14 protein-coding genes are annotated in these 14,426 nt (G+C 67.6%); 3 read left to right on the top strand and 11 right to left on the bottom strand.

The genetic code is table 11. The features are described from left to right. The first annotated feature begins 47 nt into the window (after positions 1-47). The 3 genes from KZC51_RS09280 to KZC51_RS09270 are packed head-to-tail and all read left to right on the top strand — an operon-like array spanning position 48 to position 3,449. Positions 48-1,151: a glycosyltransferase family 4 protein gene (locus KZC51_RS09280; protein WP_247629696.1), complete on the top strand. Its 1,104-nt coding sequence runs from the start codon at positions 48-50 to the stop codon at positions 1,149-1,151. Next, a complete protein-coding gene (locus KZC51_RS09275; RefSeq protein ID WP_247629695.1) occupies positions 1,148-2,314 on the top strand; it encodes a glycosyltransferase family protein in 1,167 nt (388 codons plus the stop codon). Before KZC51_RS09280 ends, KZC51_RS09275 begins: the two co-directional genes overlap by 4 nt. 1 nt (position 2,315) lies before the next feature. Then, positions 2,316-3,449, top strand: coding sequence for a glycosyltransferase family protein (locus KZC51_RS09270; protein WP_247629694.1), 1,134 nt, complete (start codon positions 2,316-2,318; stop codon positions 3,447-3,449). Here KZC51_RS09270 and KZC51_RS09265 read toward each other — a convergent pair. From KZC51_RS09265 to KZC51_RS09215, 11 genes are read right to left on the bottom strand one after another with little or no spacing between them, the layout of a single operon-like run. Beyond that, complete coding sequence (locus KZC51_RS09265; RefSeq protein ID WP_247629693.1) at positions 3,446-4,756, bottom strand: glycosyltransferase; 1,311 nt, start codon at positions 4,754-4,756, stop codon at positions 3,446-3,448. The two genes, KZC51_RS09270 and KZC51_RS09265, sit on opposite strands and share 4 nt — an antisense overlap. Continuing rightward, positions 4,753-5,157: a hypothetical protein gene (locus KZC51_RS09260; protein ID WP_247629692.1), complete on the bottom strand. Its 405-nt coding sequence runs from the start codon at positions 5,155-5,157 to the stop codon at positions 4,753-4,755. The genes KZC51_RS09265 and KZC51_RS09260 overlap by 4 nt, the downstream gene beginning before the upstream one ends. Further along, positions 5,154-6,278, bottom strand: coding sequence for a glycosyltransferase family 2 protein (locus tag KZC51_RS09255; protein ID WP_247629691.1), 1,125 nt, complete (start codon positions 6,276-6,278; stop codon positions 5,154-5,156). Before KZC51_RS09255 ends, KZC51_RS09260 begins: the two co-directional genes overlap by 4 nt. Next, positions 6,268-8,082 carry an ABC transporter ATP-binding protein gene (locus KZC51_RS09250; RefSeq protein ID WP_247629690.1) on the bottom strand — a complete coding sequence of 605 codons (1,815 nt, stop codon included), beginning with the start codon at positions 8,080-8,082 and terminating at the stop codon, positions 6,268-6,270. The genes KZC51_RS09255 and KZC51_RS09250 overlap by 11 nt, the downstream gene beginning before the upstream one ends. Then, on the bottom strand, positions 8,079-9,299 hold the full coding sequence (locus tag KZC51_RS09245; RefSeq protein ID WP_247629689.1) for a glycosyltransferase family protein: 1,221 nt from the start codon (positions 9,297-9,299) through the stop codon (positions 8,079-8,081). The genes KZC51_RS09250 and KZC51_RS09245 overlap by 4 nt, the downstream gene beginning before the upstream one ends. A 28-nt stretch (positions 9,300-9,327) precedes the next feature. Then, positions 9,328-10,314 (bottom strand): Gfo/Idh/MocA family protein, encoded by a 987-nt coding sequence (locus KZC51_RS09240; protein WP_247630625.1) that lies wholly within the window; start codon positions 10,312-10,314, stop codon positions 9,328-9,330. Further along, complete coding sequence (locus KZC51_RS09235; protein ID WP_247629688.1) at positions 10,311-11,408, bottom strand: DegT/DnrJ/EryC1/StrS family aminotransferase; 1,098 nt, start codon at positions 11,406-11,408, stop codon at positions 10,311-10,313. Before KZC51_RS09235 ends, KZC51_RS09240 begins: the two co-directional genes overlap by 4 nt. Continuing rightward, complete coding sequence (locus KZC51_RS09230) at positions 11,405-12,016, bottom strand: acyltransferase (RefSeq protein WP_247629687.1); 612 nt, start codon at positions 12,014-12,016, stop codon at positions 11,405-11,407. The genes KZC51_RS09235 and KZC51_RS09230 overlap by 4 nt, the downstream gene beginning before the upstream one ends. Beyond that, positions 12,013-13,245: a glycosyltransferase family 4 protein gene (locus tag KZC51_RS09225; protein ID WP_247629686.1), complete on the bottom strand. Its 1,233-nt coding sequence runs from the start codon at positions 13,243-13,245 to the stop codon at positions 12,013-12,015. The genes KZC51_RS09230 and KZC51_RS09225 overlap by 4 nt, the downstream gene beginning before the upstream one ends. Beyond that, the gene (locus KZC51_RS09220; protein WP_247629685.1) at positions 13,242-13,673 is read right to left on the bottom strand and encodes a DUF2304 domain-containing protein; all 432 of its coding nucleotides are present in this window, start codon (positions 13,671-13,673) and stop codon (positions 13,242-13,244) included. The genes KZC51_RS09225 and KZC51_RS09220 overlap by 4 nt, the downstream gene beginning before the upstream one ends. Further along, complete coding sequence (locus KZC51_RS09215; RefSeq protein ID WP_247629684.1) at positions 13,670-14,398, bottom strand: glycosyltransferase family 2 protein; 729 nt, start codon at positions 14,396-14,398, stop codon at positions 13,670-13,672. The genes KZC51_RS09220 and KZC51_RS09215 overlap by 4 nt, the downstream gene beginning before the upstream one ends. Positions 14,399-14,426 lie beyond the last annotated feature (28 nt).

Below are 14,426 nucleotides of genomic sequence, written 5' to 3'. Positions count from 1 at the left end.
TAGATCGGCGAACCTGAGCGATCAGGCATCCGCGATAACCTGGACCGGTGCGCATCCTCGTCGTGACTCCGTGGTTCCCGACCGCGGAGTCCCCGGTGTCCGGGGTCTTCGTCCGTCGCGAGGTGGAAGCACTGGCAGACCGGCACGAGGTCACCGTCCTGCATCTGGACTGGCAGCGCGGCACCCCCTCTCCCCCCGCCCCAGGCCACGGATACGGCTATCGTCACGAGAGCCTGAGAAGATCCGATCCGCGTTCCTATACGAGAGCGCGACGTGTCGTCTCCCAGGCGGCGCTCGATCATGATGTGGTGCATACGCACGCGCTCACGGGACTCCTCCCCTGGCTCACCGGTCGCCCCGGGCAGGGACGCGCATGGGTGCATTCGGAGCACTGGTCAGGTATCAGCGCTCCGGAGACGTTGGGCACCGGCGAGCGCGCCGCGTTGCGGATCCTCGGCCCCCGACTCGACCACGCCGACGCGGTCATCGCGGAGAGCACACGGCTTGCGGACGCGATCCGTCGGTTCCGCAGCGCGCCGATCGACATCGTCCCGTGCGTCGTGGATGCTCCCGCCGCTCTCGCTCCCCGTCCGACCGCGGGGGTGCCGCTCCTCTCCGTCGGAGGTCTCATCCCCCGAAAAGGACCGCTTCTCGCACTCGATGCGATGGCGACTCTCGTGGAGCGAGGTGTGGACGCCTCTCTCACGTGGGTCGGAGAAGGCCCGCTGGGCGAGGAGATGCGCGCCGAAGCCCGTCGCCGTGGCGTCTCCGATCGGCTCCGCCTGCCGGGGCGACTCGACGACGACGGCGTCTCTCGCGAGCTCGCCGCTGCCGCCATGTTCCTGCTCCCCACTCAGGGCGACAATTTCTGCGTGGTGACGGCAGAGGCGCTGGTGCACGGACGCCCGATCGTGAGCGGAGTCGCGACCGGTGCGGTCGACTACGCCGACCCCGCCGTGAGCCGATTCGTCTCCGTCCAAGACGGCCCAGCCTATGCGGATGCCGTGCAGAGTCTGGTCGAGACCTCCCGCCATCTGTCTGCTGAGGATGTCGCGGAGACGGTCTCCCGTCGATTCCTCCCCTCGACCGTGGCCGCCGCGTTGACCGGCATCTACGAACGCGCTGTCGACCGCGCGCGGAGGCCGATGTGACGACCTCGGCAGGAGAGCGTCTCGCCGACTGGATCGCCAGGCACCCTGCCAGCCCGATCGGTCGGCTCGCCGCACTGCGGATCGGACTACCCCGGCGGACCGATCTGCGGGAGATCGCGACGGCACCTCCGACGCTGACACGCGTGCTCATCGCGCCGGCGAACTACGCGGGGCAGGCCACGCAATGGGCACGCGCTCTCGAGCAGGCCGTGGCTCACCTCGGCGCGAGATCGCTCGCCGTGGAATCCGCGTTCGGCTTCCCTGCGGACGCGCGGGTCTCGCGACGTGTCTTCCAGAACTCCCCGCGGTGGCAACGCGCGCAGTCCACGGCAGCAGAGGGCTTCTCACACCTCCTCGTCGAATCACTGATCCCACCGTTCGGCCGATTGGCCCGACGCGACCTGCGTCGTCAGCTTGCCCGGCTCGGCACGGGGATATCGGTGGCCTTCGTCTGTCACGGCACAGACGTGCGATCAGCCGGACGCCCGCACGAGGAACTCACTTCTGCCGAGCGGCAGGCAGACCGCATCGCACGGCGGAACAGGTCGCTCCTCGCCCAGCTCTCGGGTCCCGTGTTCGTCACGACACCGGACCTCCTCGACGATGTCCCCGACGCCACCTGGCTCCCGGTCGTCATCGATGTGGAGCGCTGGCGCGCCCACGCACGAACCGTCGTTCCTGGGATGCGCGTGGTGCACATCCCGAGCAGCTCTGCGCTGAAGGGAACCGCGATGGTGGATCCGGTCGCACAGCTGCTGCACGCCGAGGGAGTGATCGACTATCGCACGGCCTCGGGCGTCCGCCACGATCGGATGCCCGGCGAGCTCAGCCGCGCCGACGTGGTGCTGGATCAGTTCGTCCTGGGCAGCTACGGGGTCGCCGCGTGCGAGGCGATGGCTGCCGGCTGCGTCGTCGTCGGCCATGTGACCCCCGTCGTCCGCGACCGCGTGCGCGCGGCGACCGGACGAGATCTTCCGATCGTGGAGGCGACCCCTGCCACCTTGTCCTCTGTGCTGCGCCGTCTGGCCGCCGATCCCGCGGAACGGGCGCGCATCGCGGAGGCCGGATCCGCTTTCACCGGCGCCGTGCACGACGGCCGGCTCAGCGCCGACATCCTCGCTCACACATGGATCTCCCCCGACTCACCCCGGAGTGCCGCCTGACATGACCCGACTGCTGATCATCTCCTTCTCCGACCTGAACTCCGACGCGCGCCTGCAGCGACAGATCGCGGCTCTCTCCGGCTCGTACGACATCATCACGGCCGGCTTCGGATCGCGCCCCGCCGGATCCGCTCAACACATCACGCTGCCCCTGCCGCCGAGCGGTGTCGCGCGCACCCGTCGCATGCGTCTCGAATCGGTGCTCCTGCGCTTGCGGGCCTACGGTCTCATCCATCGGACTTCACCGTTGCTGCGTGCCGCGCGGGAGGCGCTGAAGGGCACGGCTGTCGACCTGGTCCTCGCCAACGATATCGACGCGGCTCCCCTCGCCTACGATCTCGTCTCCGCGGATCGCGTTCATGTCGATCTCCACGAGTTCTTCCCCGGCCTGCACGATGACAATCCCGCCTGGGCCGCCCACCGCGGCCCGTACAACGGGTGGCAGGTTCGCACCTTCGCCGCTCCGGCGGCATCGACCACCACCGTCGCCGCCGAGATCGCCGAGCGCTATCGTGCCTTCGGCCTGACCGCCGAGGTCGTCACGAACGCGTCGGACTTCGAGGATCGTCCCGTGCGTCCCGTCGGTTCCCCGATTCGCGTGGTCCACACCGGTGCTGCCCTGGCGGGACGCCATCTGGAGACCATGATCGAAGGCGTGGCTCTGAGCCGAGCCGACATCGAGTTCACCCTCCACCTGATGCCGAACGATCGCGCGTACATCGACCGGCTGCGCGCTCGTGCGGCGGAGCTGCCGAACGTCCGTGTGCTCGATGGAGTTCCCCACGCGGATCTGATCGACACCCTCGCGCAACACGATGTCGGGATCCATATCCTGCCGGCCACGTCGACGAACCACCGTCTCGCGCTCCCCAACAAGTTCTTCGATTTCGTGCAGGCGCGCTTGGGCGTGATCGTGGGACCGACGCCCGCCATGGCGGGCATGACGGAACGCTACGGCTTCGGTGTCGTGACCTCCGGATTCGAGGCTCGCGATGTCGCCGAGGCCCTCGACGCTCTCTCTCCGGAGGCGGTCAGCGCGTGGAAGCGCGCCTCGGACCTCGCGGCCACCGAGATCTCCGCCGAGCACCAGGTCGGGACCTGGGTACGGGCGATCGCGCGACTTGCCGCGAACTAGTGCCCGACCGCGGCGGTCAGGGCGGCGATGCGGGGGTCGAGCTGGCCTGAGCGGGAGTACTGCGCCCCCCACCGCTGCGCCGTCGCGCGATCCGCTGCGGTCTGAGACGCCGCCATCCGCGCTGCGCGGCTGAACGCGTCGGCGACGCCTTCCGTCGTCAGCGCGGCCGCCGGTACCCAGGCTGGAGAATCCTTCATGACATCCGTCGCTGCGTTACCCGGATCGTGCACCGAGACGACGGGGATTCCGGTGGCCGCGTACTCGAACACCTTGCCACTGGTCACGTACCTGCCCGTCCCGAGCGCCAACACGAGCGCGTCGAACCCTCGGTAGGCGGCTGCGATGTCGGACTTGCCCACGGGGCCCTCGTAGCTCACGCCATCCGGCGCTGCGGCCTCGATGGCCTGCGAAGCCGCGGCGTCACCGGCTCCGAAATGCCCGATGTATCCGCGCAGCACGAGCCGGGCTCCGGCAAGATGCTGCTCGCGCTCACGCGCGCGTCTCCACCCGTCGATGAGCACCGCGAGGGGAACGTTGGGGGTGATCGTGCCGATGTAGCCGAACACCAGGCCGTCCGTGCGTTCCTCTCGAACCGGGATCTGCAGGGACTCTCGATACTCGTCGAAACCATTGGCGACGACGCGCATGCGATCGACCTCGCCCGCGTACTCGTTCGCATGCCACGACCTGATCGCGTCGTTGACGAACCAGATCTCTGTCGCGGACTCCATCAGACGACGTTCCCATCTGCGCACGCCACGTGTCGCGGTGATCAGCCGTCGACCCGAGAACACGTCGAGTTGCCATGCGTCGCGGTAGTCCATGACGTAGGGAACGCCGTGTCGCCGATTCAGATGCCAGCCAGGGATGAAGTCCACGTGCGGATTCGCGGTTCCGATCGCGAGGTCGACCGGATGCTCACCGTGGACGCGCTCGGCCATCGCTTCGAGCCCCGGACGCCAACGGCCGTAATTGGGCTCGGGAAAGTGGACGAAGTCCTTGCGGAGGTCCAGCAGCTTGTGCACCTCGGGGAAGCGCGCACGCCCGAACGACCACCGGGCGATGTCGTTCTGGAACGCCGGAACATGAGGGTCCTCGCGCACCACCCGAACACCCGGGGCGATCTGTCTGGCCAGTTCCTCGTCGGATCCGGTCGAGGTGCGGAACAGTGCCTCCGGTACGGTGAGCACCGTCACGTCCCATCCGGCGTTCGCGAACGCGTTCACGGTCGCGACAGCACGGTAGACACCACCTGCACGGCTCGGCGGGAAGCTCCACGCGGTGTACAGCAGATGCGGACGATTCATGAGGTCTCCTCGGAACCCGACTCCAGGATCGCCCTGGCAGCCGCAAATCCGTAGACCGCGCGGGGGCGAGAGGAGGACCGGGCGGCGCGCCACGCGGCATAGGTCGCATCCTCCTCGGCGGCGACCACGAGATCCGCGGATGCCAGCACGCGCTGCGCGGACGGGTCTGAAGCGACAGCCCTGGCGAACTGCGTCGCGTCGTCCGCTCCCAGGAACCGAAGCAGGATGCGCACCGGGATGCCCGAGCCCAGCCGACGTTGAAGACCTGCTGCCCACGGAGCGGGGCGACGCACGACGACGTCGGAACCCGATGGCGCCCAGCCGATCGTCTCGACATCACCGGTGGCCCGGATGGCGTCGACTGCTGTCGCGCCCCGAGGCGCAAGAACGACGACCTTCATCGGGGACCTCCATCGTCTGGAGCGGTTGTCTGCGGCCGGCGTGCAGCGTACGCGATCTGCGTCCGACGCATCACCGAACGTCCTGCGCTCAGACTGCGCAGCGGCGCGTGGCGATGCAAGAACAGCCACGGATCATCGGGAAGCACCTCCGTGAGACGCGAGCGCGAGCGGCGGGTGACGTCGACCGCCTCCGCAACCGACCGGTGTCTGATCGCCGCGAGGTCGCCGCGAAGGGCGCGCGGCAACAGGCGTTGCATTCCAGGCGCGAGAGCGCTCAACCGGCGCAGGATGTCGTCCGCCGCGTCCAGATCAGCGGTATCGAGACTCTTCGCTCTGGCTCGGTTGCTGACGGCGGGAACGAGATGCACCCGAACGAGCTTGGCGACCACCGCGCGACGGAGAGGGAGCGCCAGTCCGGCGACTGCCGATTCGATCCCGTCGAGGAAGGCGAAGTCCTCGATCAGCGGTCCGAATGCATGCGTGACCCGATCGTTCTGATCCGCATGTTCACGGTAGACCGGAGTCGCCGGGTCGAACACGATCCTCTTCGTGGTCCACAGACGGAGTCCGAACTCCTGGTCGACTCCGCGGGGCAGACCCGTCGCATAGCGCAGCGAGTCCGTCGTCTTCCTGCGTTGAATGCCCAACGCGGCTGTGCGTTCGAACACGCGGTCGCGATCTGCGTCCAGCACGCGGACGCGGCGGCGATCGCGTATCCGTGGAGTCGGGACCGCATGATCGCCGTCCCGGATGATCGGTGCGATCACGGCATCGGCAGCGTGTCGTTCCGCGAGCGCGACCCACGCGTCGAGCGCTCCGGCTTCGAGTGAGTCATCAGAACCGACGATGGCGACGTACGTCCCTGTCGCCGCGTCCAGACCGCGATTGAACGCGTTCGCCGGGGATCTGACGCCGTCCTGAAGAGAGAGGATGCGCACCCGCGGGTCGTCGACCAGCTCCCCCAGGCGCCGGGCGATCACATCCGTGCCGACGTTGTGTGCGACGACGCTCACCCGCACGTGAACGGTCGACGCGAGCACCGAACGCACTGCGCGCTCGATAGGCCTGTCGCCGTTGTGCACTCCGACGATGACATCGACTGCGGGAACGTCAGAGGCCATTGTCGGCATGAGGGTCTTCCGCTTCGATCAGCCCCGCCAGCGCCGCTTGCAGTGCGAACTCGGGCTCAGCCGCAACGACCTCGTTGAAGGTTCCTGCGGCGGCGACCTGTCCGTCACGCATGAAGAAGACGATGTCGGCGTTACGGATCGTCGACAGACGGTGAGCGACGGTGATCGTGGTGACCGAGCCGCGAAGCTCTTCGATCGCGCTCGTCACCGCCGCTTCGGTGGCCGTGTCCAACGCACTGGTGGCCTCATCCATCACCAGGACGAGCGGATCGGTGTAGAGCGCACGAGCGATCCCGAGACGCTGTCGCTGGCCTCCGGAGAGCGACAGTCCGCGTTCTCCGATCCTGCTGTCGATTCCGCCCTCGCGCCCCTCGATGAGCGGAAGCACCTGCGCACGGCGCAGCGCCTCCCGCACTCGATCGCGATCGAAATCTGTGCGCCAGCTCAGGGCGACGTTCTGCGCCACGGTCGCGTCGAAGAGCGAGACCTCCTGCGGCACGTAGGAGATCTGCGCCCGCCACGCGTTGAGCACCCCTCCGAGGGGCACGTCGTCGACCGTGATGGCACCGTGCGTCGGCTCGATCAATCCCAGAAGCAGATCGATCATCGTCGACTTGCCCGCTCCGGATGCACCCACGAACGCCACCTGGGATCCGAAGGGGATCTCGATGTCGACGCCCCGAACGGCTTCGGCCGAGTCGGGCGAGTAGCGGAATCCCACGTCCACGAGACGCAGTGCTCTGGGCTGAGGCGGGAGCACGGCGGTATCCCCGATGCTGGCCGCCTCCATGTAGCGATCCGAGCGGCGGACCTCTTCCAGAACCGCGCGTGCGTGCGGCGCACTGACGTTCAGCTGCTGGAGGACGCTCTGGAATCTGATGAGCGAGGGGGCGAGACGGAACCCGGCGAGGCCGAACAGCGCGATCGATCCGATTGCGCCATCCACGGTCCCGTCCGTCAGGAACCCGGTCGCACCGACGACGACGATTCCACCGATCAGCGCCACATCGAGCACGTAGCGCGGGACCTGAGCGAGGAACTGGGAGTTGGCACGCGCCTGGGTCGCATGCGCGCGGTTCTCCCGTACGACCCCGGCGACCTCGGAGGCGCTGCCACGCAGCGTGACCTCCTTCAGCGCACCGATCATCTCCGTGATCAGGCGAGAGGAGCGCAACGAATACCGCAGCGCCACCTGCCCCGCCTGCTTCGAGCGACGGGAGATCTGGAGTTGGAGCACCAGTGCGATAGCTCCGAGGTAGACGAGCGTCACCAGACCGACGAAGGGCTGCGCGATCCCCAGCACGAGGATGAGAGAGAAGAAGCTCATGAACTCGCCGATGACCGACGCACCGGGAAGAAGGAAACCGGAGATCGTCGTGCTCACACTGGAATCGCTGATCCGCACGAGGTCCGAGGAATTGCGGCGCAGACGTTCGATCCATGGAGCACGGATGTACCCGTCGAACACGCGTACGCCGAGCTGGAGCTCGTAGGCGGCGAAGCGTCGTGTGGCGTACCACTGGAGGATGAGCGCGAAGACGCCCTTGAGCACGATCAGCACGCATACCAGGCCGAGCGGGATCAGAACCTGCGCGCCCTCCAAGGTGCCCACGATGGGCAGGGTGATGGGCTGTCTGCTCACGAGAGGCGCGATCACCACGGCGAGCATTCCGAGAGCGAAGCCGTCCATCAGAGCCAACGCGCCCATGACGGCCGCATAGAACGCGAGGAAACGGGCCGCGCTCCGCGGAAGAACACCCAGCGTCTCCTTGTACAGCGCCCAGTTCGCCTTCATCGTGAACTCCCGCCCGCTGACTCACTGATGGCTGCGAGGAACGCCCGGCCCTCCGACGCGGAGTTGAGTTCGGCAGCCACCGTACTCGCTCTCTCCTTCATGTGCGCGACCTGGTCCGCGTCGAGTGCCGCGACAGTGTCACGCAAGGACTCCCACGTGAATTCCGGAACCACGACCCCATGGCCGAACTCTCGCACCAGCGGCGCCATGGTCGGCGTCTCTCCGACCACGAGCGCGAGTCGGCCCTGCGCGGCCTCGAAGAACTTGTTCGGCATCGCGTACTGGATGTTGTACGAGCCGTTGGGACGGTAGAAGACGATCTCGAGGTCGTACTCGTTGATGCGTTCCGCGATCTCTCGCATCGGTGCGGGCGGAACGATGTGGATACGGTCCTTCGCGGGATGATCCGCGATCTCCTGTCGCAGCTTCGCATGCACGGCCGGGTTGTCCGTCAGCATGAAGGTCATCGAGAAGTGATCGGGCAGATCCCGCATCGCAGCCAGGATCTCCGTGAAACCCCGCGCCCAGCTGGGCAGGCCGTGGAAGAGCATCCGGATGTTCGAGGGGTCGACGGTGCTCGGTTCCAGTCCGGGCACGAACGGCGGCGCGTTCCGCACTTCCGCGGGAACGGGAATTCCGAACTCTTCCGCGTAGAGCACGCCGATGGGCGTATTCACCACAGAACGACTCGTGAACAACCGCGACCCGATGTGCCGCCTCACCCAGCGATAGTGGGGGCCGGTGAGCCGCCCGCCGAAGTTGCGGCGGCGGACGTCCGGATCACGATACTCATGAAGGTCCAGATGACGCTTCCCGCGAAGCGCCGAGGCGGTGAAATCGCGGCGGTCCTCCACCCATGGCACGAACTCGTACTCGTTGAAGACGACAAGGTCGTACGCGCCGTTCCTGATGCGCTCCCGGAGTTCGCGCGGCACGCGGCGGGTGACCAGGAGTCGGAATCGCGTGCGAGCCGCCAGAAGATAGTGGGTGGCGAGCGTGCCCAGGCGCCCGACGGTCCACGACAAGGGCTCCTTCAGGGCGAAATGGTCGCGAACCGCTTCCGTCGGGTGCTCCCCCAGGCCGAGCGTGTCGACGGTCCACCCGTCACCGCGGAGCCAATCGATCTCCCGGCGAACACGGGGGTCCGTGGCGATGCGGGAGTAAGAGAGCACCAGCGCCGTGCGGCGCCGGTCGGAAGCGATCGAATCAGAGGTCATATCTCACAGGAAGGGAATGTGCCGGGAATCAGAGGATGATGGAGGCGCCGGTGCTCGCCGATTCCAGAGCAGCCTCCACGACAGCGAGAGTCCGAAGTCCCTGCTCCATGGTCACGACGTCGGTCTTCTGCCCGAGCACGGCATCGCGGAAGGCCTCATGCTCGACACGCAGCGGCTCGCGCTTCGCGAACGCATAGCGTGTGACGTCTCCCTCGGAGACCCCGCGGAACGACGACACGGACTCCCACTCGAGGGGGATCGTGCCGTTCGCGTAGAAGGTGAGGTCGCCGGTCGACGTATCCGCGACGAAGGCTCCCTTCTCCCCCGTGACGACGGTGACGCGCTCCTTCATCGGGCTGAGCCAGTTGACGATGTTGTTCACGATGACACCGGATGCCGTGCGCCCCGTGATCGTGATCATGTCCTCGTGCTCGCGACCGCTCTTGAAGGCGGTCTGTGCGAAGACGCGCTCATAGTCGCTCTGCACGACCCAGGCCGTGAGGTCGACATCGTGCGAAGCCAGGTCCTTCGCGACTCCCACATCGGCGATGCGCGACGGAAACGGACCCTGGCGACGGGTCGTGACCTGGTACACGGCTCCGAGCTCGTCCGCCTCGATGCGGCGCCTCAGCTCCTGCAGAGCCGGGTTGAACCGCTCGATGTGTCCGACAGCGCCGACGAGACCGGCGGCATCGAACGCCTCGACCATTCGCTGCCCTGCCGCCACATCGTGCGCGATCGGCTTCTCGACGAGCGTATGCACACCGGCGGCCGCCAGCTTGAGCGCGGCATCCTCGTGGAAACGGGTCGGGACAGCGACGACCGCGGTGTCGATACCCGCGGCGATCAGCGCGTCGATGTCCGGGAGGATGTCGAGATCCCCGGCCACCCCATGCGGGTCGCCACCCGGGTCAGCGATCGCGACGAGGTCGACACCATCGATCTCGCGGAGCACACGAGCGTGATGACGGCCCATCATCCCCACACCGAGGAGACCCGCGCGCAGCACCATCAGGCGCCCGCCTTCGCGACGGCGTTGACCGCGGCGACGATGCGCTCCAGGTCGTTCTGGCTGAGCGAAGGGTGCACCGGAAGCGAGGCGACCTCGCGCGCGGCGCGCTCTGTCACGGGAAGATCGAGACCCGGAGCGAAGTGCGTCAGCGAAGGCAGCCGGTGGTTCGGGATCGGATAGTAGACACCCGCTCCGACGTTGTGCTCGCTCTTCAGCGCGGCGACGAAACCGTCACGATCCTCGGGAACACGGATCGTGTACTGGTGGTACACATGCACGGCTCCCTCGGCGACCGGGGGGACGACGACGCCCTCGAGGTTCGCATCGAGGAACGCGGCGTTGGCCTGGCGGGTCTTCGTCCACGCGTCGACCTTGGTCAGCTGCACGCGACCGATGGCGGCGTGGATGTCGGTCATGCGGGCGTTGAACCCGATGACCTCGTTCTCGTACTGGCGCTCCATGCCCTGGTTGCGCAGGAGCTTCACCTGGCGGGCGATCTCGTCGGTCGCCGTCGTGACCATGCCGCCCTCGCCGCTGGTCATGTTCTTCGTCGGGTAGAGGCTGAACATCGCGAACTCGCCGAAGGATCCGACCGGACGACCGTCGAGCGATGCGCCGTGCGCCTGTGCGGCGTCCTCGTACAGCGCGACACCGCGCTCCGCGGCCAGCGCCTCGAGCTCGCGCATCCGCGCCGGGTGGCCGTAGAGGTGGACGGGGAGGATGCCCTTCGTCCGTGGCGTGATCGCGGCAGCGACCGCCTCGGAGTCGAGAGTGAACGTCTCCGGCTCGATATCGACGAAGACCGGCGTGCCGCCCGTGAGTGCGACGGAGTTTCCGGTCGCCGCGAAGGTGAACGACGGCACGATGACCTCGTCGCCGGCGCCGACGCCCGCGGCCAGCAGGCCCAGGTGCAGGCCGGCCGTGCCGGAGTTGACGGCCACGGACGGACGCCCGGGGACGAAGTGCTCGGAGAACTCCTTCTCGAAGGCGGCGACCTCGGGGCCCTGTGCGACGATTCCGCTGCGCATCACACGATCGACAGCCTCGCGCTCCTCCTCGCCGATGATGGGCTTTGCGGGGGGAATGAACTCGCTCACACGGTCTCCTTGATCAGTTTTCCGTCAGTCTCGATGTAGCGCTCTGCGGTAGTCGGGCACACCCAGGTGCCCGCGGCATCGCCAGGGGTCAGCGGCACGCCGGACTCCCCTACCCAGCCGATACGGCGGGCAGGAACTCCGGCGACCAATGCGTAGGCGGGGACGTCCTTGACGACGACGGCCCCGGCCGCGACGGTCGCCCAGGCGCCGATCGTCACAGGAGCGACGCACGTCGCGCGCGCCCCGATCGCAGCACCGGTCTCGATGGTCACGCCGACCGGCTCCCAGTCGTGCGCACTCTTGATCGTGCCGTCGGCGTTGATGGCACGGGGGTACGTGTCGTTGGTCAGAACGACCGCTGGACCGATGAAGACGCCGTCTGCGAGCTTCGCCGGCTCGTACACGAGCGCGTAGTTCTGCACCTTGCAGTTGTCACCCATGATCACGCCGGTGCCGATGTAGGCGCCGCGCCCGACGATGCAGTTCTCACCGAGCTGCGCATTCTCCCGTACCTGCGCGAGATGCCAGATGGAGGATCCATCGCCGATGGACGCATCTGCGGACACATCGGCGGAGTCGACGATCCGCACGTTGCCGTTGGAGGTCACGAAGCAGGCCTTTCATCGGGGCGGGGATACGCGTGTTGCGCACCCCCGATCTTAGTCGTCCGCCTTTCGCGAACCTGCGAGACCACCCCCGCCACCCGCGCAGCGACGGCGGTCAGCGAGACGTTCTCCTTAGCCCATGATGCGCGCGCCTCGCGCCTCTGCGCGGTCCGGCCTGTCTGCGCGTCCTCGAGAAGATCGCGCATCGCCAGCGCGATCGGCTCGACCTCGAACGCCACGGCCACGCCGAGCCCCGCCTCTTCCACGAGCCGCGATCCGGTCTCGGGTCCGGCGAACAGCACAGGCGTCCCGACCGCCGCCGCGGCATAGGTCTTGGTCGGGCGCGCGAAGTCGTATCCGATACCGGGCACGATGCTCACCAGCGATGCGACAGCACCGCGGATCCACCCCGCCGACTGCGCAGGACTGACCACACCGCCGAAGTCGACACGGCCAGGGACCAGCTCCTCTGCGAGGGCGCGGAGCTCGTGCTCCACGGCTCCCTGGCCGAAGAACTTGATGCGCACATCGGGCGCTTCCTCGGCGATCTGCGCGAAAGCGCGGATGAAGACATCAGGGCGCTGCCACTCCGACATCGTCCCGGTGTAGACGAAGTAGCGCGCTTCCCCGGCGGGAACGGCGACCTCCGGTGTGAAGACGGTGGTGTCGATGCCGTTGCCCACCGTCGCGATCCGATCGGGGTCCGCATCGAGCACGAGCAGCCGTTCGGTGACCTCGTCGGACACGGAGATGATGGCCGCGGCATGACGCAGCACCATGCGCTCCATCCAGCGCATCAAGCTGATGACGGGCTTCGACGCGCCCATCGAGATGACGCCATCGGTCCAGACGTCCGCTGCGTAGTAGACGACCGGTTTCCGACGGACGGCGGCGACGAGCGAAGCGATGATCCCGGTGGTCGGAGGGGACTCCGCCACGACCACGTCGAACCGCGCGAACAGCAGACGCAGCAACAGCGGCGCGTCGTAGCTCATGTACTGGACGTACCCGCGGACGTTCCCGCCGCGGTCCCGGAGCACCGGCCACCTGCGCACCTCGACGCCGGTGGCATCAGGCGTCTTCGGCGCGTGCGGAGGGGGCGTCGTCGTGAGCACCACGACATCGCCCTGCTCCCGCAGAGCGGTGGCGAGCGCACCGAGCCGGAAGGCGCCGGCGCTCACCTCCGGCGGGAACAGCCGCGAGGCGATGACGGCCCGGGCCGGGCGGCTCACCGCTCACCCTCGGCATCAGCATCCGCTGCCGCGGAACCGATCTCGGGCTCTTCGACGTCGCGCTCAACCAGTTCCGCGAGACGAGTCTCGAGGATCTCGATGCGCTGGCGGTGGAATGCCGACTGCTCGGCGAGCACCCGCATCTTCTCCTCCGTACGGGTGAGCTCGGCGCCGTACTGGAGACTCACCAGGAAGAGGAGCCCGATCGCGACGAAGAACACGAGGTTGATAGGGAGAGCGACCCCCACCACGCTCGCCGCCCAGGTCAGAGTCTGCGGGAACACGGCGATCACGAGCGCGAGGAGACCGCCGACGAACCACCACACCGCATGACGCTCGCGGAGCGTCCCCCGGCGCATCAGCTCGATGATGGCAAAGAGCGCCAGAAGCGCGGCAAGGATACCGAACGCGTACGTGATCGGGTTCATCGCACGTCCTCGATCCGCGTACGGGGGCGCATCATCGCCAGCAGGAAAGCGGCGCATGCCCGTGTCAGATAGACCGCAGCTTTCCACGGCCCGTGCGACGGTTCTCCGCCCTGTCGCTGGCGCATCGCCACCGGAACCTGCCGGATGGCGAGTCCCGCACGGGCACCGATCACGAGGGCTTCGATCGTGTCGCCGAGGTACTCGGCGGGGAAATTTTCCGCGAAGAGAGCGACGGCTCGAGGGCCCGCCGCCTTGAACCCGCTCGTCACGTCCGTCAGGCGGGTGTGCGCCACACGGCTCATGATCGTCGCGAGCGCACGCATGGCCCACCGGCGTGGCCCACGTACGCCATAGTCTCCGATCCCCGCGAAGCGGGCACCGATGACCAGGTCGGCATCGCCGAGCGCCTCGAGAAGCTGAAGGATCGCGGCCGGATCATGCTGGCCGTCTGCATCGACCTGCACGACCACTCCGTGACCGTTGTCGCGGGCGTACCGGAATCCGGCACGCATCGCGCCGCCGACGCCGAGGTTGTAGGGCAGGGAGAGCACGATCGCGCCGGCTTCGCGCGCACACGCCGCCGTGCGGTCGGACGACCCGTCGTCGACGACGAGACACCGAGCGGAGGGGACTGCCGCGACGACTGCGCGGATGACCTCTCCGACGGAATCTTCTTCGTTCAGCGCCGGGATGACGACGAGAACGGACAGATCGATCGGACGCATCGCATGCGATCTTACCGATGCCGACTCT

It is taken from the genome of Microbacterium croceum (genome assembly GCF_023091245.1).
GTDB classification, from domain to species: domain Bacteria; phylum Actinomycetota; class Actinomycetes; order Actinomycetales; family Microbacteriaceae; genus Microbacterium; species Microbacterium croceum.
This window is presented reverse-complemented; position numbering and strand designations above follow the sequence as displayed.